Source organism: Acinetobacter portensis (assembly GCF_009372215.1).
Taxonomy (GTDB): Bacteria; Pseudomonadota; Gammaproteobacteria; order Pseudomonadales; family Moraxellaceae; genus Acinetobacter; species Acinetobacter portensis.
Genome location: NZ_LWRV01000090.1, coordinates 1 through 17,974, shown reverse-complemented (window position 1 = coordinate 17,974; position 17,974 = coordinate 1). Strand labels below are relative to the sequence as shown.

The 17,974-nt window shown below is 36.3% G+C and carries 19 protein-coding genes; 10 read left to right on the top strand and 9 right to left on the bottom strand.

Annotation, left to right across the window (positions count from 1 at the left end; all coding sequences use genetic code 11):
• Window positions 1–71 precede the first annotated feature (71 nt).
• Window positions 72–1,226 carry a radical SAM family heme chaperone HemW gene (gene hemW / locus A6M14_RS11090; RefSeq protein WP_152875060.1) on the bottom strand — a complete coding sequence of 385 codons (1,155 nt, stop codon included), beginning with the start codon at window positions 1,224–1,226 and terminating at the stop codon, window positions 72–74.
• Window positions 1,227–1,346: 120 nt separating this feature from the next.
• Here hemW and A6M14_RS11085 point away from each other — a divergent pair, with 120 nt between their 5' ends.
• The 4 genes from A6M14_RS11085 to A6M14_RS11070 all read left to right on the top strand — a co-directional run bounded on the left by A6M14_RS11085 (window position 1,347) and on the right by A6M14_RS11070 (window position 5,006).
• Complete coding sequence (locus A6M14_RS11085; protein ID WP_152875067.1) at window positions 1,347–1,805, top strand: DMT family transporter; 459 nt, start codon at window positions 1,347–1,349, stop codon at window positions 1,803–1,805.
• An 84-nt stretch (window positions 1,806–1,889) separates the two neighbouring features.
• On the top strand, window positions 1,890–3,206 hold the full coding sequence (locus tag A6M14_RS11080) for an MATE family efflux transporter (protein ID WP_171500283.1): 1,317 nt from the start codon (window positions 1,890–1,892) through the stop codon (window positions 3,204–3,206).
• 151 nt (window positions 3,207–3,357) lie between these two features.
• Complete coding sequence (locus tag A6M14_RS11075; protein WP_152875057.1) at window positions 3,358–4,656, top strand: ABC1 kinase family protein; 1,299 nt, start codon at window positions 3,358–3,360, stop codon at window positions 4,654–4,656.
• A 101-nt stretch (window positions 4,657–4,757) separates the two neighbouring features.
• Window positions 4,758–5,006: a type B 50S ribosomal protein L31 gene (locus A6M14_RS11070; RefSeq protein ID WP_152875056.1), complete on the top strand. Its 249-nt coding sequence runs from the start codon at window positions 4,758–4,760 to the stop codon at window positions 5,004–5,006.
• Window positions 5,007–5,116: 110 nt separating this feature from the next.
• On the opposite strand, the gene crcB is transcribed toward A6M14_RS11070, so the two are convergent.
• A complete protein-coding gene (gene crcB, locus A6M14_RS11065; protein WP_152875054.1) occupies window positions 5,117–5,497 on the bottom strand; it encodes a fluoride efflux transporter CrcB in 381 nt (126 codons plus the stop codon).
• A gap of 159 nt (window positions 5,498–5,656) precedes the next feature.
• Between crcB and A6M14_RS11060 the strand changes: the two genes are divergently transcribed.
• Window positions 5,657–5,989, top strand: a complete 333-nt coding sequence (locus A6M14_RS11060) for a HopJ type III effector protein (protein WP_152875053.1) — start codon at window positions 5,657–5,659, stop codon at window positions 5,987–5,989.
• 64 nt (window positions 5,990–6,053) lie between these two features.
• Here A6M14_RS11060 and A6M14_RS11055 read toward each other — a convergent pair whose 3' ends face one another.
• Genes A6M14_RS11055 through A6M14_RS11040 form a run of 4 tightly spaced genes read right to left on the bottom strand, consistent with a single transcriptional unit; the run spans window position 6,054 to window position 9,341 of the window.
• A complete protein-coding gene (locus tag A6M14_RS11055; protein WP_171500282.1) occupies window positions 6,054–6,932 on the bottom strand; it encodes a hypothetical protein in 879 nt (292 codons plus the stop codon).
• 6 nt (window positions 6,933–6,938) lie between these two features.
• Entirely contained in the window at window positions 6,939–7,841 is a 903-nt protein-coding gene (locus A6M14_RS11050; protein ID WP_152875052.1) for a hypothetical protein, read from the bottom strand.
• The gene (locus tag A6M14_RS11045; RefSeq protein ID WP_171500281.1) at window positions 7,828–8,982 is read right to left on the bottom strand and encodes a DUF2515 family protein; all 1,155 of its coding nucleotides are present in this window, start codon (window positions 8,980–8,982) and stop codon (window positions 7,828–7,830) included. The genes A6M14_RS11050 and A6M14_RS11045 overlap by 14 nt, the downstream gene beginning before the upstream one ends.
• Window positions 8,982–9,341 carry a hypothetical protein gene (locus tag A6M14_RS11040; RefSeq protein ID WP_152875050.1) on the bottom strand — a complete coding sequence of 120 codons (360 nt, stop codon included), beginning with the start codon at window positions 9,339–9,341 and terminating at the stop codon, window positions 8,982–8,984. Before A6M14_RS11040 ends, A6M14_RS11045 begins: the two co-directional genes overlap by 1 nt.
• 71 nt (window positions 9,342–9,412) lie before the next feature.
• Here A6M14_RS11040 and A6M14_RS11035 point away from each other — a divergent pair, with 71 nt between their 5' ends.
• Window positions 9,413–10,096 (top strand): hypothetical protein, encoded by a 684-nt coding sequence (locus tag A6M14_RS11035; RefSeq protein ID WP_241678068.1) that lies wholly within the window; start codon window positions 9,413–9,415, stop codon window positions 10,094–10,096.
• A gap of 61 nt (window positions 10,097–10,157) precedes the next feature.
• Here the strand turns inward: A6M14_RS11035 and A6M14_RS11030 are convergent, their stop codons facing one another.
• Both A6M14_RS11030 and A6M14_RS11025 read right to left on the bottom strand, forming a co-directional pair.
• Window positions 10,158–10,709 (bottom strand): hypothetical protein, encoded by a 552-nt coding sequence (locus tag A6M14_RS11030; protein ID WP_152875048.1) that lies wholly within the window; start codon window positions 10,707–10,709, stop codon window positions 10,158–10,160.
• A gap of 248 nt (window positions 10,710–10,957) precedes the next feature.
• Window positions 10,958–11,425 (bottom strand): Holliday junction resolvase-like protein, encoded by a 468-nt coding sequence (locus A6M14_RS11025; RefSeq protein WP_152875047.1) that lies wholly within the window; start codon window positions 11,423–11,425, stop codon window positions 10,958–10,960.
• A 132-nt stretch (window positions 11,426–11,557) separates the two neighbouring features.
• On the opposite strand from A6M14_RS11025, the gene A6M14_RS11020 reads away from it, so the two are divergent.
• The 4 genes from A6M14_RS11020 (at window position 11,558) to A6M14_RS11005 (ending at window position 16,285) form a co-directional block, all read left to right on the top strand.
• On the top strand, window positions 11,558–12,202 hold the full coding sequence (locus A6M14_RS11020; RefSeq protein ID WP_152875045.1) for a ParA family protein: 645 nt from the start codon (window positions 11,558–11,560) through the stop codon (window positions 12,200–12,202).
• A 129-nt stretch (window positions 12,203–12,331) separates the two neighbouring features.
• Entirely contained in the window at window positions 12,332–13,474 is a 1,143-nt protein-coding gene (locus A6M14_RS11015; RefSeq protein ID WP_163121509.1) for an AI-2E family transporter, read from the top strand.
• Between the two features lie 222 nt (window positions 13,475–13,696).
• Entirely contained in the window at window positions 13,697–15,847 is a 2,151-nt protein-coding gene (gene yccS / locus A6M14_RS11010; protein WP_338325177.1) for a YccS family putative transporter, read from the top strand.
• Between the two features lie 150 nt (window positions 15,848–15,997).
• Window positions 15,998–16,285: a DUF3817 domain-containing protein gene (locus A6M14_RS11005; protein ID WP_152875042.1), complete on the top strand. Its 288-nt coding sequence runs from the start codon at window positions 15,998–16,000 to the stop codon at window positions 16,283–16,285.
• Window positions 16,286–16,350: 65 nt separating this feature from the next.
• On the opposite strand, the gene craA is transcribed toward A6M14_RS11005, so the two are convergent.
• Window positions 16,351–17,580, bottom strand: coding sequence for a chloramphenicol efflux MFS transporter CraA (craA, locus tag A6M14_RS11000; RefSeq protein WP_152875041.1), 1,230 nt, complete (start codon window positions 17,578–17,580; stop codon window positions 16,351–16,353).
• Window positions 17,581–17,974: the final 394 nt, after the last annotated feature.

Genomic DNA, 17,974 nt, shown 5'->3' with positions numbered 1-17,974 from the left:
AATCTTTGTGCAACAAAGCCCTTCACAATATGACATTTATTTCTTAAATATTAATCAGGTATCTTAGAAAATCACAAAAACTCTTCCAACACCGAATTTAAAAATATATGTCCTTGCTCCGTACATGAAATTCGCTGTTCATCATTCACCATCAATTTACGCTCACGCAATGATGTAAGTAGTTCAGATAAATCATCCAAACTATACCCTGTACGTTCAGCATAAAGTTTTGCATCTACCCCATTGTTTAAACGTAGTGCATTCATCATAAATTCAAAAGGCATATCGTTCTTTTCAATACGCTTAAATTGCAAATTTTCCGCAGGAACTTTAGCTAAATAATCTTTCGGCAACCGCGTTTTTTGGAATCGATAAACACCATCTTTTTGTGTGATCTTTCCATGTGCACCTGCACCAATTGCCAAATAATCGCCAAACTTCCAATAATTTAAATTATGTGCAGATGGCTTTTCTTTACGCCATGCCGAAACTTCATAATTCACAAAACCATTGGCTTTTAAATACGCTTCACCCTGCTCTTGAATATCTTCCAAAACATCATCTACAGGTAAAATAGGCTGAGTTCGGAAAAATACCGTATTCGGTTCAATCGTCAATTGATACCAAGACACATGCGTTGCGCCACTTTCAACGGCCAATTTTAAATCTAGCAATGCTTGTTCTAAAGTTTGCTCAGGTAAACCATGCATTAAGTCCACATTTACACGCTCAAAACCTGCTTCTTTGGCATGTTTAATTGCAGAAATTGCATCATCATTCGAGTGAATACGACCTAATTTTTGCAAATGATCGGTATTAAAACTTTGCACACCAATCGAAAGGCGGTTAATTCCTGCTTCTAAATAACCTGCAAAAGGATCGTGTTCAACCGTTCCCGGGTTCGCCTCTAAAGTAATTTCACAGCCATCTTCAAAAGGAAGTAATGCTTTTAATTGTGCAAATAACCATTGATAAGCTTTTGCAGAAATTAAAGATGGCGTACCTCCTCCAATAAACACACTGTGAATTTCACGCCCTTGAGCAAAATCTAATTGAGTTTTGAAATCTTCAACCAAAGCATTTAAGTATTCTTGTTCTAAGTCTAAAGACAATTTTCCATCGGGTACTGCATGCGAATTAAAGTCGCAGTATGGGCATTTACGCACACACCAAGGCATATGAATATATAAAGACAATGGAACAATTGCAGGATTTAGCTCAGACAAGGAGATGACTCAAAAATAAGACTTTGCAAATTTTAACATGAGAGATTCTATTGCTCATGAAATATATTGGCATTTACTTTAAACTGATGAAAATTACATAAAAATAGACGACTAAAAATGATGAAAATATCGAGTCAGCTTATTTTATTACTTCCTCTAGTATTAGGTATTGGCGTTGCTTTGACTTTTCAAACCGCAATTAATACCCAACTGAGGGAATATGTACAATCTCCTTTACAAGCTGCCCTTTTCTCATTTTTGATTGGTACAATACTGCTTTGCTTTTTAGTGTTCGTTCAAAATTCAGCCAAGCCCGATTTTAGTCACATGATGACTATGCCTTGGTATTTATGGATGGGTGGATTTTTAGGTGTTTATGCTATCAGCATGAGCCTATTTGCTGCTCCTAAATTAGGTTTACTCACACTTTCAGGCTTAATTATTTTTGGTCAAATTATAACGTCTATGATTTTAGACCAGTTCGGATTATTGGGCGTAGAAAAAACGCCTATTAATTGGCAACGCTTTTTAGGTGGTGTAGTGATTTTCATTGGTGTGCTTCTCACTCTACAACGCTAATATTTTAATACTAAGCACCAAATGAGTTTTTTAGTGTCTAAAGTTACAAGTACAGGTTACGAGTTAAAACAATTATTTAAGTTAATGATCCCCATTTTGATCACTCAATTTGCCCAAGCAGGTTTTGGTCTAATTGATACCATTATGGCGGGACATCTTTCTGCAAATGATTTGGCTGCAATTGCCGTTGGCGTAGGTTTATGGATTCCAATAATGCTCCTTTTTAGTGGCATTATGATTGCAACAACGCCTTTGGTTGCCGAAGCACAAGGTGCTAGAACACCTGAAAAAATTGCAACGATTGCAAGACAATCATTATGGATCGCACTTATTTTAGGAATAATTGCAGGTTTAATTCTACAGACAATGCCATTCCTATTACCGCTGTTTGGCGTACCTGATGTATTACTTCCGAAAGCAAGTTTATTCTTACACGCCATTGGTTTAGGTATGCCTGCAATCACTATGTATGCCGCACTTCGTGGTTATTCAGAAGCATTAGGTCACCCTCGCCCCGTAACAGTCATTAGCTTAGTTGCATTGGTTGTGCTTATTCCATTGAACTTGGTATTTATGTACGGTTTAGGACCAATTCCTGAATTAGGTTCCGCTGGTTGTGGTTTTGCTACCTCTATTTTACAGTGGTTGATGTTCATTGCTTTAGCGCTTTATATTTTTAAAGCATCGGCTTACCAAAAATCTCAACCTTTTTCCCTATTTGAAAAAATAGATTTTTATTGGGTAAAACGAATTCTTGCGCTTGGACTTCCTATTGGTTTAGCCATTTTCTTTGAAGTCAGTATTTTTAGTACCGCAGCTATTGTTCTCAGCCCATTGGGTGAAGTGACCGTTGCAGCGCATCAAATTGCAATTTCTATTACCTCACAATTGTTCATGATTCCAATGTCGCTTGCTATTGCGCTAACCATTCGTATTGGCACTTACTATGGTGAAAGAAATATAATAGCAATGCGTAAAGTCCAAGTTTTAGGTCTAGCAACAGGCACAATTCTTGCGCTCGTTTCAATGAGCTTACTTTGGTTCTTCCGCCCTGAAATTGTATCTTTTTACACAAGTGATTATGACGTAACACAAATTGCGGTTTACCTTGTGTTATTTGCCATCGCCTATCAACTCATGGATTCATGGCAAGTGAGTGCAGCAGGTTGTTTACGTGGTATGCAAGATACCAAAGGACCAATGTGGATTACCATGCTTGCCTATTGGGTTATTGCTTTCCCTGTGGGTATCTATTTAGCACGCTTTACAGAAATGGGTGCGGCAGGTGTTTGGGTTGGTCTTATTGTTGGATTAAGCGTTGCCTGCGTATTACTCCTTACTCGCTTATATTTCAATAATCAACGACTTGCACAAAATTTTTATAACCAAAACTTGATGTAATAAAAAAAGCCGAATTCATTTTCGGCTTTTTTATATCTAGACGATAAAAACACATGAAATCTCCATAGTCTTAACAAAATAAAGTAGGCTTTTTAGCATTCTAGACTTATCATCAAAGTCATCCTATAAAAATGATCTTAAGGAAAATCGAATGGCTAAATCGGCTAGTACGCCCGGTCGTCGCTTTATGAAACTTGCAAGCATGACGGCAAGTATTGCGACTAAAACTGTATCCAACTCGATTAAAAATCTTAGAGCAGATGAAGATCAAAAAAATGCATCTAGAAGCCAAATGTTTCAAGAAATTGGACTTCAAATTGCCGACACTTTAGGGGAAATGAAAGGTGCGGTCATGAAAGTTGGGCAAATCGCATCTCAATATAAAGATATTTTTCCGCCTGAAGTTGCACGTGCTATTTCAAAATTACAAAGACAAGCACCTGCAATGCCTTTTGCCGAAATTAAAGCACAAGTCGAAAAAGAACTTGGTAAGCCAATCAATCAAATTTTCAAACATTTCGAAGAAATTCCTTTTGCCGCGGCATCTATTGGGCAAGTTCATAAAGCGACACTTCCTTCGGGCGAAAACGTTGTCGTGAAAGTTCAATATCCGGGCGTAGATGAAGCCTGCGAAAGTGATTTGAAACAAGTTCGTTTAGCACTGCGTTTAATGGGTGTTTTAAAAATTGACCGTAAACTTCAAGAGCAGCTATTTAAAGAAATTCAAGAAAGTTTAGATAACGAATTGAATTATCAAATTGAAGCACAAAACTTAGATGTTGCTCGAACTTTCCATGAATCTTTAGATAGCAAAATTATTATTCCACGTGTATTTAAAGACTTTTCATCTCGTCATATTTTGACTTTAAGTTTAGAACAAGGTGAAAGTATTGAAACCGCAAGTACATGGTCACAAGAAACCCGCAATGAATTAGGTCGTCGTTTATTTAAAGCCATTGGACGGGAAATTTTCTATTTAAAACGCTTTCACTGCGACCCTCACCCCGGCAACTTTGCTTTTCGCGAAGATGGTTCTGTCATTGTGTATGACTACGGTGGTGTTAAAACCCTTTCTACAGAAGTGATTGACCACTTTAAGCAACTGATTAATGCAGCACGTGAAAGCAATATTCCTGAAATGGAACAGAAATTGGATGATCTACATTCCTTGACTGAACTTGGAAAATTTCCCGAAGTACTCTATCAAGAATGGCTTGAAGTGCTGATGCGACCACTTACAACACAATATGATTTTGCTGAAAATTCTGCGCATCATGATGGTGTAGAACTGGTTAAACGCTCTTTAAAATATTGGGATGTTTTCAAACCTTCACCCGATACCTTAATGGTAAACCGAACAGTTTCAGGTCAATATTGGAATCTTATTCACTTAAAAGTGAATGACAATTTAACCGATGTATTCGATGAGCTTGTTCCACCACGTCATTAATATAAAAACCTAAACTCACTTACATTTTGTAATGTGAGTTTATTTGCAATAACAATTGTTATGTTATAACATAATATATACTAAGTAATGGAAGATAAATCATGCGTCCTAATATCCATCCTGAATATAGAGAAGTTCTTTTCCACGATACCAATGCAAATGCCTTTTTTATTATTGGTAGTACATTGCAAACAACCCAAGCGAAAGAGCATGAAGGTAAAATGTACCCTTATGTAACCTTGGATATTTCAAGTGCATCTCACCCGTTCTATACAGGTGAACAACGTCAAACAAGTAATGAAGGTCGTGTTGCGAACTTCAATAAACGCTTTGCACGTTTCAAACGATAACAAGATTTTCAGATAATTTTAAGAAAACAAATATAAAGTCCTTCTATTCCCAAGCCTAAGTGACACTCCAGAACTTAGGCTTTTTTTATTTTAATATTCTAAATTTTGAATTACTTGTTTTGTAAAATCATTTGAAATACATAAAAACCAATCGCAAGTACCATCACACCTAAAATTAAACTACTCATTGCATAAGCCAAAGCCATTGGAACTTGACCTTGTTTTATTAATTGAAATGTTTCTAAACCAAAACTTGAGAATGTAGTAAATCCACCTAAAACACCCACCATTAAAAGTAAGCGTGCTTCATTTTGAAGAATTGAAAATTTTTGACTAAATGCAAAAAATACGCCTGCAAGAAAACAGCCAAGTAAGTTCACTGACCACGTTGTCCAAGGAAATAATCCTGTAGGTTTCGCAAACCATACGCCTGCGCCGTAGCGAAATGTTGCACCAATTGCACCACCAAGCGCGACCAATAACCAATTCATGTAAATTCCAATATGGGTTAAAAACAATATATAAAATATCCTTACAGATATTTTAAATTTATTTATAGCACTAAAACTTGGTTTGAGTATTCAAATTTAGCTTAAAAAATTGCTATAGTCGGCAAGCTTTTACACTATTTCCTAAGGATAAAATCAATCATGGCTCAAGATTTATTGGCTCAGCTTCAAGCAGGCACAGCAAAATTTTCTGATGTAATCGCATTTATTGAAGCACGTTATAACCATACACCTACAGCATTTAAAAATGGTGCTCAAGCCAATGCTGCTACAGAAAACCAAGGTAGCGCCAAAGTATTTTCTTTTGCTCAACTATATAGTTTAAACCAAGAGCAAACTTTAAGCTTATTTGCAGAACATTATGCTTCTGTTCTTGCAACACCTGAAGCAACAGATCACCAAAATATTCGTCAATTTATGATTCATGGTTGGGATGGTGTTGCTTTTGAAGGGAAAGCTTTAATAGCAAAGTGACAGTTCATAAAAAAACCTAGCAATTAAAAAGTTGTTAGGTTTTCTAGATTTTTTCATCACAGCTTTACTTCACATATTGCCAAACATCTGGACCCACATAGTGCTCATCTATACGGTAGCCTTGTGCTCTTGCTTCCTGTTCATCCATTGCTCTTGACTCTTTTTTTCGTTTTTCTTCTTTTTCAAAAGCCTGTCTTAATTCTTCTGCACTCATGCTATAAGGGTCAACATTATTTGCTATATCACTCATTGAGTTTCGATAATCATAACGAATGGTGTCAAAACTATAACGCACCAAATACTGCTCTTTGCCATCCTCAGTTACTTTTTTTTGTTCTATACTAATATTTAAAAGTAGCCCATTGGCATACAGGCGGTAACCAAATGAATTGCCCACGCTAGTGCTAATAACTTTTTTCCATTCCTCATAGCTAAAAATATAACTCGGGTCTAGTACATAGCCCCACTCCATTAAATAACGAAAATTATCTTCCTTTGAAATTCGAGGGTTATATTCTGCTATATACAGCTTCCATCCTGCTTTATTTACACGTTGCATTAAATTCACATAGCCTTGGTAAGCCTGATTGGGCGTAACGAACTCTTCTTTGTTTAGACCTGCATTAATCATCATACCTTCTATGCCATCTTCCTGATGAAAGGAAGTGCCCAAGACTGAAAATACATGGTCAATGACTAAACTACTTGCACCATTTTCTATTTGAATTTGACCTAGGTTGGGGGGTGAAAAGTCTAATTCTCGAAAACTCGCCACAGGGTGATGGTCTACTTGTCCCAAATTATATTTAGCAAAATCCTGAAATCCTTGTGGACCAAAATGTAAAATATAAGGCAAGGTGTGGGTTTGAGGTTGTTGTGCACATGCGCAAACCAATATGCTCAAACACACAAGCAAAGCGAATGAAAATAATAATTTTTTCATTTGTGTTTACTTCACATACTGCCAAACATCAGGACCCACATAGTGTTCATCTATACGGTAGCCCTGTGCTTTTGCCTCTTGTTCATCCATTGCTCTTGACTCTTTCTTTCGCTTAACTTCTTTTTCAAAAGCCTGTCTTAATTCTTCTGCACTCATGCTATAAGGGTCAATATTATTTGCTGTATCACTCATCAAATTTCGTTGAGTATACCGAATGGTGTCAAAACTATAACGCACCAAGTATTGTTCTTTGCCATCCTCAGTTACATTTTTTTGTTCAATACTAATACTCAAAAGAAGACCATGGGCATAAAGAAGATAGCCAAACGAGTTGCCCACGCTGGTGCTGATTACTTTTTTCCATTCCTCATAGCTAAAAATATAACTCGGGTCTATTACCTCCCCCCACTCCTTCAGATAACGAAAATTGTCCTCTTTCAATATTCTAGGGTCACTTTCATAAAAATAATTTTTCCATCCTGCTTTATTTACACGTTGCATTAAGTTCACATAGCCTTGGTAAGCCTGATTGGGTGTTACAAACTCTTCTTTATTTAAACCTGCATCAATATCTATACCTTCTATGCCATCTTCCTGATGAAACGATGTACCCAACACATGAAAAACATGGTCAATGACTAAACTACTTGCACCATTTTCTATTTGAACTTGCCCTAAATTCGGTGGTGAAAAACGAAGAGACCTAAAGCTTGCTACTGGATGATTATCTGTATCCCCCAAATTATATTTAGCAAAGTCCTGAAACCCTTGTGGACCAAAATGTAAAATATAAGGCTGTTGCTTCATGGTATTATTCTCTGTACTTTGTGCATTGGGTTGGCAACCTAAAACAAGGAAGCCAAATAGAAAAACAAAAATGCTATAAAAAACATGCTTAAATTTTGCCATCGTTACTGTCCCTACCCACTTTAAATTCCGCTTTGCTATTGCCCCACCCTGCAATTATGCCAAGCTCCTTTTCTAGAAATTCACGCCCTGTCTCACTCAACATTAAACGATGGTATTTTTTTGCTGCTTCTGCAATCCATTCCATACGGCTGTCGTAGTCGTGAACTTGGGTATGTGCCATAGGTGTGCTATAGACAGACTCTGGCAATTTATCGAGTATGCCCTTATGCCGCCCAACATATACTTGTCTTTGGTCTTGTGGGTTATAGGCACTCGGTAATGTACGAGTAGAGTCCCTTACGGGTTTTACGGCATCAACACTATAGTCACTAGAAAGCACCAAGGTACTATCGGGCAGTTTGGTATAGCTTTGTAAGGTGGCTTGCGCTTGTACTTTCCATTCGATCCAAACCAACTCTTGTAAAATATTACGTTGCTCTTGTACGGCAATAGCCATTAAATGCTTAAACAAATCATTTTTAGCTTTTAAAAAATTATCTCCTCTTGGCTTTCCTTTTCTTTTAAATACACTCTCAATTGTTGGTAGGTAGCCAAAAGCCTCCTCAATTTCAGAGGTACTTTGAAGGTGTTTAATAATCGGCAAGCATTTAGACCAAGGGAGGTTTCTGACCTCTTCCTTAATATGGGTAAATTTAGAAACATGGCGCAACTCTCTACAGTCAGCAAACGATTTTGCAGACATACTCCACGCATAGTGCCACGGCGCAATATCCATAAATAACCACAAGTTGCCTTTTGCAAAGGAATGTACAGGGTCACGAACTATGCCTAAAGGAATCCACTTATATCCCCATGCAGTAAGCCCATGTTTAAAAATAGCCGCCACTGTTTTTGAAGCAAATGCACCTAAACCCATCCAGTAATAACGACCAATAAATTGTTTATTGCCGTAAATTTCTCGTTCTAGGTAAATTTTGGCATAAACTGAAGCTATTCTTCTTGCTCTAGCTTCATATCCAGGCTCAAGTTTGTAGTGGTTTTTCCTTGGGTCTTCTAAATTAGAAACACGCTTCATTGCTTCTTGTTGGTGTATTTCCCAATAGGTTAGGCAGTCACATTGAACCGTTTTGCAACTGTTATCGGTTCTATTGGTTATACCTGTCCAGTCCAAATTTGACATTATTCTTGCTCGCCATCTTCTTCTTTTTCTAAAGACATCCACTGAATGCCTATTTCTAACTCTTGTTCAGCATCTGTATGTATTTGCTCTGAAAGTCCTTCATCATCTGTAAGTGCTGTAAAACTTTGTTCATTATTTGAAATTTGGTAAGCAATATTAGACATAGCTTCACCAGAGGGTAAAACGAGCTTAAATTTTTCATTATATGGATCGTACGATGGAAAACCTTTTAAATCGATCCCTCGCTCTAAGCTTGCAGGACCATTCAATTCATGCTGTTGAGCCTGATAAACAATTTTACCGTTGGTTGTTATTGTTATACCTGTTTTAGTAATTGATATTTGAGAACCACCTGCCATTTTTATTGTTCCATTTTTTATTTTGTGATTATACTAACACTATTTAATTATATTGATAATAAAAACACAATATGACCATGATTCTAGCCACTCATTTGAGTGATTTCGTACTTATCGCATCCGACAGAAGAGCAATGGCTTGCGACCTACAAACGGGGGAATTGCAAATCTCTCATGACAATGAAATCAAAATTAAGTTATGGCATAACGGTGCAATTGCAGGCGCGGGAGAAAAAGTTTTTTTAGATCGTGTTGCTCAATATTTTAAAAATACTGACCCTCAAAAAAAACAATTTAATGAACTTCACGCTATTTATAATGAACTTCAAATTAGATTAAATGAAGGTGTGCCAAAACTATGCCTAGCCAATAATTCAATTATATTTTCATTATTTAACGGCAAAGAAACACATTTATACTCCATTCAAACTGAAAATTTTTTTCAAACATTTAAAGAAAATGGAGTTGAAATAATTCAACCACAACTCAAGATCATAGCGCCTACAGATGTTGATGTGGCTTGCTTTAATATCCCACCCAATATGAGCAATTTACAAGAGTTTCAACAGAATCTAAAAAGTCGTACTGAATTTAAAGATGATATGCAATTCATTACACATTATATTATTGAGTTAAAAAAATCTTTGCTCATCAAGCAAGTATTGACCCAAGTGTCACAGCTTCTTTTGATGTATTTTTTCAATCTTGTTCAACAGGTGAAAGTATTGCTTTGCATATTGATAACCATCTTTTAGGGAGGTCTGTTCCGCAAAATTTAAATTATTGGGATCGTTTTTAATCCCAAAATTTCTAAATTTAAACTTTTTCAATCCACTGAATTGAACTTACACGAAAGACTTCACAAGCACCATCACCTGTATCAGTTGGGCTTAAAGATGATGTCCAAACCAAGTCTTTATCTTTAATTTCAACAAGCTCACCTTTCAAGCGAACTAAATCGCCACGTTTCACTTGCTTAATTTCTTTGGCAATTTCTGGATTTGCAGGAATGATGTGCATATTCGACACCATTTGCATTGCTAACTCTTTTGGAACAGGAACTTTATCCATTTTCCAATTTAAAAAGCGATCAAACTGTCTGACATAAATTTGGCTTGCAATTTCAGACTGAGCAAATAAGCCCCAGCTCACGGCATAATCGATAGGTGAAAATTTTGCTTGAGCATCATCTGTATAAATTTTTGAACCCAAAATTCGGAAATCACCTTTAAAATCTTTCAATGGTGCAATAGATTGCGTACTTTCTACAGGTGCTAAACCTTTGGCGATGTTATATTCCGTAGATGCATGCGTTGTCATCTGTAGCCCAGAACCTACAAGCAACATCCCCAACAATAAACGTTTCATTATAAATACCTCGCCATTTTTCAATTATTTGCACAACACAATATGAACTTATTTAAACTGTTCATTTTATTGTCTTTGCATTTCTATCATTTTTATCTTAAACCTAGATTAAGGATAAATTTTATATTTTTCGTAACAATAAGAATCTTTTGAGTTGGATGATGATTTCAAGTAAATATTAATGTTCTTTCATCCATCATTTTTTGATTCCAAGATTTAGTTAAAAGTAGATAATATGCAACTAATAATTAATCTTGAAAATCTATTCGAATGGTTTCAAAGCGGACACGTCCCTCTTTAATGGCTTGTTCAATGGCTTGCTGACCTTTGGTTAATCTTGCTCCACCACTTTTAATATCAATTAAAACCACTTCTATATCTTCAGCATCGCCATCGCCATCGCGGAAATCTGTATACCCATCAAAAACCACATAATCGACAGGATCACCTAAAAATTTTGCATCGCTAGGTAAATATTGAAATTCAGGCATAATTGGTGCAAGTTGTTCTGCCATTTTACCTTTAAGAACAGCACGACTAGTATTCACACTTCGTTTTTGCGCATGAACTAAAGCGTGTTGATGTTCTAATTCCAACTCTGCAATATATTGTTCATATTCTGCTTTAATACGTCCATTTCTTGAATTACTTAAAATAATGGTGGTGAGGATAATCCCTACACTTGCACCAATCAACATTGCCATCCATATGGACATTACACTTTCCTAGTTCTTAAATAAGCAAATAAGTAAGACTGCATACAACTTTTGTTTTGTGTCATATTTCAGCCAATAAACAATGATATGCTAGCTGTGAGCGGAATTACATCTTTCTTTATTAGTTGGGTCATGAAAACAATATTAGTTGCAAACCAAAAAGGCGGCTGCGGTAAAACACTTACAGCAATTAGTTTAGCTTCAGCTTTAGCTCAGAAAGGCTATCGTGTAGCACTTGCAGATGCAGACAATCAAAAATCTGCTTTGCAATGGCTAAAACAACGTCCAAAAACAGCAGCACCTATTGAAACCTTAGATTGGCGTCATGAAAAATCAATTGGTGATGCCCCGAAGAATATTGAATATTTAATTATTGATGCACCAGGTGCACTTTCTGGTGAGCATGCTGAACAACTTATAAGTGAAGCACATGCCATTATTACCCCGCTACAACCTTCTTTTTTTGATATCGACAGCACACGTCGTTTTCTCAAACATCTGCAAGATATTAAACGTATTCGCAAAGGTAAAGTGCAAATTTTATTACTTGCTAACCGCGTGAAACCCAATGGTATAAATTCAAAAGAAATGCAGGACTTTTTTAGCAAAGTTGAACAAAAACCTATTACATGGATTTCAGAACGTGCCGCTTATGGACAACTGGCGATGCAAGGTTTAAGCATTTTTGACAAAACACAAAAGAATTTCATAGAAATTCAAAAACAGTGGCAGCCTATTTTAAAAGCCATTATTGAAGATCCGAGTGAGTGGTTTTAAACAAAATTTAGTACACAAGTAAATGAATTAAAATCACACTGTAAACGTTATTCACTAGAACTTACTCAGTGCGCATTTGCGGAAGTTTTTTTTTGAGTTAATATGGCTTATGAATTAAGGAATAACCTAGTGAATTCAACACAAAAATACGCACCTACAATACAAAAATTTTTGTTATTCGGACTTTTTTTCATTCTGCTCTATTTAGGCTTCGATGTTCTAAAATACTTTATTGTACCTGTGCTTTGGGCTGCAATTATTGCCTATATGACATGGCCTTTATATCAAAGAATTCTGAATTTTTGTGGTAGAAACAGACCAACCTTAAGCGCAACTATTATGATTATTTTAGTGGTGCTTGTGATTGGTATTCCTGTTATTTGCGCTATTTTCTTACTTCAGCACGAAGGTCGAAACTTATACTTCTCACTACAAAAGCAGGTATTCTCGGGTCACTTAAGTGTGCCCGATTTTGTTCGCGAACTTCCTTTAATTGGCAAAGAAATTTCACGTACACTAAATGATATTAACCAAGACCCAAACAGCATTATTCAAAATGTTTCGGCTTGGATACAAGGGCATTTAAATTACGGAAAAGCAGTACTCAATGAAGTGAGTAAAAACATCTTCAAACTGTGTTTTGCTGTGATGTCTTTATTCTTTTTCTACCGAGACGGTCAAACCATTTTGAACCAAGTGCGTCAAGCTTTTGAGAAAGTTGTTGGCCCACAAATTCACCATTATATTTCAACAATTTCAGACACAACTCGTGCTGTTGTTTATGGTGTAGGTTTAACTGCTGTCGCTCAATCACTTTTAGCAGGCGTAAGTTACTTTGCTGCAGGTGTTCCTAACCCAATGGTACTCACCATTGTCACGTTCTTATTTGCACTCATTCCATTTGGCCCTCCTGTTGCTTATACCTCGGTTTCACTGTGGCTATTTTCACAAGGACAAACCGTTGAAGCCATTGGTGTTATGGCATGGGGCGTTTGTGTCGTAAGTACTGCAGATAATGTGATTCGCCCATTGGTCATTTCAGGCGCAACACAAATTCCATTCTTGCTGATTATGTTTGGTGTATTGGGTGGTTTAGCAAGTTTTGGTATGGTCGGTTTATTTATTGGCCCCGTGATACTTGCGGTGCTTTTAGCCATTTGGCGTGAATGGTTACATGAGGCTCAACCTGAGCCCATTATGATGCCCAAAGGCACATTGGTATATGATCTTGAAGATGACAGTTTACAAGAGCACAAAGAACCCAAAGCCTAAACATATGCCAATTTAATTTTTAAAAGAGCCATTTTTTGGCTCTTTTTTTATAAATGTTATTCATAACTCATCTTTACCAAAAATAAAAATGTGGATAAGTTCCAGTTTATGCACAGAGCTCAAATGACAAATCTATTCAGATTTATAAACTGTTTAAATTGACAGCAAAGCAAAAAAAGTTCACTTTAAAATTCACCATAAAAATTTATTTAGATGATGTCTGTGAATCATTTTAGCTCATGGTTTCAAGCCTTTAAAACAAATGCAATTCTGGTCTATTGCTTACAAATTTGTATTGTTTTAACAGGCACAACACTTGGTCTTTTCTACTTGGGTTATCAGGAACTGATTGTTCCCGTTACCCTTGGTGCAATTGCGACTGCACTTACAGATTTTGATGATCGGCTCAGTATTCGTTTACGCAATTTACTGTATGTCTGCGTGCTATTTTTTGGTGTCAGCACCATCTTAGATTTTTTACATCCTTATAAATTCTATTTCATTTTATTTTTATCACTTTCTAGTGCTGTTCTTATTTTACTTAGCGCACTTGGACAGCGTTATGCGACCATCTCTTTTGGGACAATTTTACTTTCTATTTACACCATGTTTGGCTTGGGTGAATATTCGGAATGGTACTTCCAACCCACCTGTTTTGTGATGGGCACACTCTGGTATGGACTTACCGCAATTGTATTTTATTTAATAAAACCCACCCTTGCGGTACAAGATAATTTAAGCCAAAACTTCGAAAAAATAGCGGAACTTCTTTTTGCAAAAGCCAAACTTTTCGACCCAGACAATACTCAAAATGTAGAATCTCTTTTATATGAATTATCTTTAAAAAATAGTGACGTTGTACAAGCGCTTAATAAAACTAAAACATCATTACTCACCCGTTTAAAAGCCTCAAGGGCAAATCAAAATACAATTTACTGGCTCAATTTATACTTTTTAGCACAAGATATTCACGAACAAGCGAGCTCAAATTATTTACATTATGAACATATTCACAAAAATTTTAGCCGTACAGATTTAATCTTTAGAATTCAAAAAAATATTCGTTTACATGCCATTAGTTGCCAAGAACTTGCGCAATGTATTTTGCACAATAAAACCTATGAACCAAGCCAAGAACGCATACAAGCTTTACACTATTTAAAAAGCTCTATGCACGATTGGATTGCCAATAATCCGAACAATATTGATGTTAAAAATTTACAATTAATTCTCACCAATTTAGAAACCTTTTTAGAGCGTTTTACTGGGCTTAAAAACTTACAAACACAACAAGAATCGCACTATCAACAGCATGTAGATAATTTGAATTTACTTGATGATGATATTCAAGACATACACGATTTATGGCTGAAGTTAAAACAACATTTAACCCCTCAATCTGCGCTATTTCGTCATGCGGTACGTATCGCCTTTGTATTTGCTGTGGGGTATTCCATTTCACTTTTACCCTTTGCAAAGAACGGTTATTGGATTTTACTGACCAGTTTATTCGTGTGCCAAATGCGCTACTTTGCCACCAAAAGCCGTTTAAAAATGCGAACTTTAGGCACGCTTTTAGGGGTACTTTTTGGCATTCCAATTTTGTATTTTGTGCCAAGTATTGAGGGACAATTACTTTTAACCATTATTTTTGGCGTATGCTTTTTCTATTTAAGTGCAAAAAAATATGCTGTGGCAACACTCATGGCAACCTTAATGGTTTTACTGATTTTTAACTTAAAAGGTGCAGGTTATGCCATTATTTTACCGCGCATTATCGATACGCTTTTAGGCTGTTTTATTGCATGGTTTGCGGTAAGTACCATTTGGCCAGATTGGGATTTCCGCAATATTTCCAACACCATCAAAAAAAGCAGCAAAGCAACTTTAGATTATTTAGATGCTGTGGTGAAACAATATCAATTTGGCAAAAATAACAGTATTGAATACCGTAAAGCACGTCGTTCTGCACACAATGCACAAACTGAACTTTCCACCATGATTTCAAGTTTAAGTACAGAACCCAACCCGAACCCTGAACTCATTCATCATGCCTTTCGTTATTTAGTTTATAGCCACAGCCAACTCAGCTATGTTTCTGCTTTAGGCAGTCATAGAGAACATGTTGAAGACGCTCAAGTCCTTACACTTATGCAATGGACGCAAAAAACTTTAGAAGCGGTATTACTTCATCAAGAGGCTATTTCTGAGCAGATGATTCAGCTTAAATTAGATGAAATTTCTAAGCTCAATAACCAAGATGCTTTGTCCGATGACCTACTTTTGGTATTAAAACAAATGAGTTTATTACTCGAAACTTTGCCTGAATTAATATCACTTAAAACAACCCTATTAAAATTAGAGATTAAATAGAGCATTCATCATTTTTTAAATATAGATTTTAGTCATGAACTTGAATGATATTTCCCTTGAAAATCTTTACAGATTTCTTGTATTTCTCATTCAATCATTCATCTTTCTGCTATACACTCCAAGTTCATTCTCATTGGCTTAATAGTGAACATGAATATTAAAACTCTACGTTTTGTGGGTGTATTGGAAGGTATTTCCTTCTTACTTCTTCTTTTCATTGCAATGCCTGTTAAATACATGTTGGATAATCCAATTCTTGTGAAATATGTAGGTATGGGGCACGGCGTACTTTTCGTTTTATTTCTTGCTGTTTTATTTGTCGTTTGTGAAAAGCAAAAATGGTCAATTAAGATGTTTATTTTAGGTTTAATTGCATCAATTTTGCCATTTGGTCCTTTTGTATTTGACCGTAAGTTAAAGACTTTAGAAAAATCATAATCATGTGATGTTTTCAAAATAAAAAACCTCCACATTTGGAGGTTTTTACTTATAGATTAAATAATTTAAAACTGCCCATTTTCAACGCGCTCTTGCATCACTTTTTTCAAATGCAAACGTGGCAAAGTAAACCAAAAAGCAATGAATGCAAAACAGGTTAAGCTATATGCCCAAATGTGGAAACTTTCAAATAATATTCGTCCAAGCTCTAAAAATATAAAGAAGCTCATCATCATCAGTACGGAAACTGCTGCAGCAACTGTCCCTTTTGATACTTCAGAGGACATGAGTGCAAAGCGATAAAGCACAGAGAAACTAATGCCCTCGCCAAAACTAATTAACGTCATTCCGACAATGAGGCTATGCACAAAGTAGTCTTGCCAAATTGATCCGAGTATTAAAATGAATGTGCCTAAAAACATGAGTGGTAAACCCATCATCGCAGTTTTGCCTAAAGCATATTTATCGATGATTTTAAGTAGCACTAAATTTCCCGCAATTAATCCACCTAATATTGGAAATTGAGCAAGCCCATATTCCATGCTACTTAAACCTAAATATTCCACAAGCATAACGGGTGAAAGTGCAATCCACAGCATTAATGGCATTGCGACCAAAGGTAATGCCAAGGTTAAGGCAAGAAATCTTTTATTTTTAAAGACTTGTTTGAAGTCATCTAAAATATAAGTCAGTGGCTGTTTTGGTCTGCTGACTTTTACATCTGGCATTTTTGCTTTTAAGCCAAACCAACTTATAAGCGTGATGATTGCTATGCCAATAAAGCCCCAATGCCAAGATATATGGTCAATCATAAATGCGCCCAATACAGGACCTAAAAGCGGTGCAAGTAAGGATACGTTTGCCATAAGTGCCATAACTTTTATGGCATCTCGTTCTTCGAAGTTTTCTTGGATTGCTGCATAACCTACTGCGCCAATGACCGACAAGCCAAAGCCTTGTAAAAAGCGTAGTACTAAAAAGCTTTCGATATTGGTTGTTAGTAAAATAAGTAAGCAGCTTAATGCGAAAAATAGTACGCCACCCAATAGGACTTTTTTACGTCCTAAGCGGTCTGAAAGTGGCCCGAGTAGCCAAGCAACACATGCCCCACCCAGTAGGTAGAATGACATGGAAGATGGTGCCCATGTGCTACTTACGCCAAAGTCTTTGGTAATAGCGAGCATGGCAGGTTGGACTAAGTCGTTACCGATATAGACGGAGAATTCGAAAAGTACCAATGCCAACGGGAACATAAATGTGGCACGGTTTAGTTTTACTGTTTGTATATTTTGCATTTATTTCTTCGTGTGGTTATTGGTTTGTCTGAACCACATTTATTTTGGGGGAGATAAGCTTCTGCCCAATGACAAACTCTGAGTTTTTGAATTTAAGTTTTTTGGAGATTTGCCTATTTTAGGCTTTGAAAAACATCGTATTCACGTGATGTCTATTTCATTAGTTTTTGCTGTGAGATTTGTTTGCTCATGCCAATACACCTTGGGATGAGTGGGTGTATTGTAGCAGAGCGATGATTTATTGTCTTTATGCGGTTTGTTCAGGAATGGTTTCTAAAATTTAACTTCGGGATTCTTTTCAAAAATAAGCCATTTATTTTTCATCCATTTTTCAACTTTGTCTTTACCTAAAATAGCTAATAGATTATTTAACAACGGCTTTGTTGCACAAACC